General features: G+C 62.9%; 1 protein-coding gene. It reads left to right on the top strand.

Going from position 1 to position 2,009, the window contains the following annotated elements:
• On the top strand, positions 1–1,331 hold a 1,331-nt coding region (locus tag ACFSUO_RS13535), incomplete at its 5' end, for a hypothetical protein (RefSeq protein WP_382394970.1).
• Positions 1,332–2,009: the final 678 nt, after the last annotated feature.

The following is a 2,009-nucleotide window of genomic DNA, read 5'->3' as shown; positions in this document are numbered from 1 at the left end:
GCGAAAACCCAACACCGGGGGAGAAGGGGTTTTCGGGCCGTCAGACGGACGATTCGGACCCCGAAGATTCGGAAGACGAGCAAAACTGGAGCAAACAGCAGCGCCGCGTGTTTCAGCGGAGCGTGACGATGCTGAAATACTGGGAAGCGCGCAACTACGAGATCCTCTGGCTGACATTCACGTCTTGCCCGGAGTCGAAGCCGGCCGATCAGCTGGCATACTCACATCAGCGACTCCGGCAGCGGGTCGAGCGGGCAGATCTGGCGATGTGCGACGGAAAGCACTGCCCTCACCACGATGACCCAACGGGGCACCGTCTGAGCCACATCGACAGTCTGGAGCACTTACAGATTCGGACGTGTGAGGGGCCGCAGGGCGTGATTCATGCATTCTGGGCGTGGGACCGGGATCGGTTCCGCGACGGGAGCCACGACCGGGGCCTATACATTCCGCAGACGTGGCTGTCGGACCAGTGGGCGGCTCTGCACGGGTCTGAGGTGCCGATGAAGCCGGGAGAGTTGGAAGTGTGGCCGTCTTCGGCGGCGGGTCATATGGAACGGCTCACGCGGGACCGTGCGCCGTTCGTGGTGGACGTTCGGCGGGTGGGGCCGGAACACACCGATGGCGAGCACAAGCCGGAGCACATGGCCGCCTACGCCGCCTCACAGTACCTCGGCGACCACGGGGAGGCGTTGGAGCACTTAGGATGGTCACACCAGCGGAGCCTCGGCGGGCCGTTGGCGGAGACGTGGGAGCACTTGGTGGCCGTCGCGGAGTCGATAGGCGATGCCATCGAGAAGTGGGACCGGGTGATCGGCGGTTCGGAGGTGCGGATAGAGTCGGGCGAGCGGGGACGGGGGTGTCACTCTGTCACGGTGTTCAAGCCGCCGCCGTCGCTCGGGGTCGAGGTGGCCGAAACGTCGGTCACACCACCGCCGTGGTACATCTCGGCGGGGCCGAATAGCTCGGTGCACATCGAGTCGTTCGGACCATCGAACGATGAGGCGAGCGGCGAGGGGATGAAGTCGTGCACGGCGTGTCGTCAGTACCACCCGGCGGGTGAGGTGGCGACGGTGAAGCGGCGGGCAGAGAGGCCGGATGTGCGGCTCTGTGGGTCGTGCAGGGACGAGGAGGAGGCGGTGGTGGAGGAGTCGGCCACCTCTCGGCAGGTGTCGCTTGATTCCTCGTCGGGTCTGTCGGCCGGGGTCGAGGAGGAGATCGTGGAGCTGGTGAGAGTCCAGGGCGTCGAGTCGGTGCCGGCGGTGCTCGGGCAGCTCGGGATCGACCCGTCGCAGCGGGAGGCGGTGGCAGCGGTTGTCGGTCGGAGTTGAGGATCACTCGCCCATGCCCATGGATTCGGAATGGGTGGATGTGTACGGATGGATCGGTACCCTACTACGTAGGGTACCTATCCATACAGATGGAAGTAGATATATAAGACGCGCGTTCGCCGGGTAGAAGGTCTGAGGCGGTCGGATTCGTGGTTTCAGAGATGGATAGAGGTAGAAACGTCGTTTCACGGTGTGAAGTGGGTCGAAATGTGTGGAACGGTAGTAAAGCGTCTGAAACTGTTGTCTGTGGGGGTTTCAATTCTACTCACGCACATATGTTCCTGCCAAGAGTCTAAGTATAGGCGGGTGATACGACGGAGTAGACACTAAACGACGTGAAAGTCAGCCCGGGGAAAGCCGGGCATGACGACGACCCTCGCGGACGGTTAAGGGCCGCCGCGAGGGGACGACGCTGGCAGGCGTTGTCGTCATGTTCTGCTTCTCCCGCCGAGCGCAAAGGCGTTTCGCCTGAACCGACTCGGCAGGTACACGCGGTCTACGTCCCGGTTAGCGGAGGTTTCGTCTTCTCCGGTGGGCATGGGCGTGTGTGCCCTGAGGTATCTGTAGATGTCTGTAGGTTCCTGAACACACAGAGAGTCACAGGGATTCCTCAAGACACCGATAGATGCCGCTATGACTCCAAGGCGGCCGAGACCTTGTGGTGCGCGAGCGGGGGGG

It is taken from the genome of Lentibacillus juripiscarius, assembly GCF_042685205.1.
Taxonomy (GTDB): Bacteria; Bacillota; Bacilli; order Bacillales; family Amphibacillaceae; genus Lentibacillus; species Lentibacillus juripiscarius.
The sequence above is the reverse complement of the archived record's forward strand: the minus strand, read 5'-3'. Positions and strand labels throughout refer to the sequence as shown.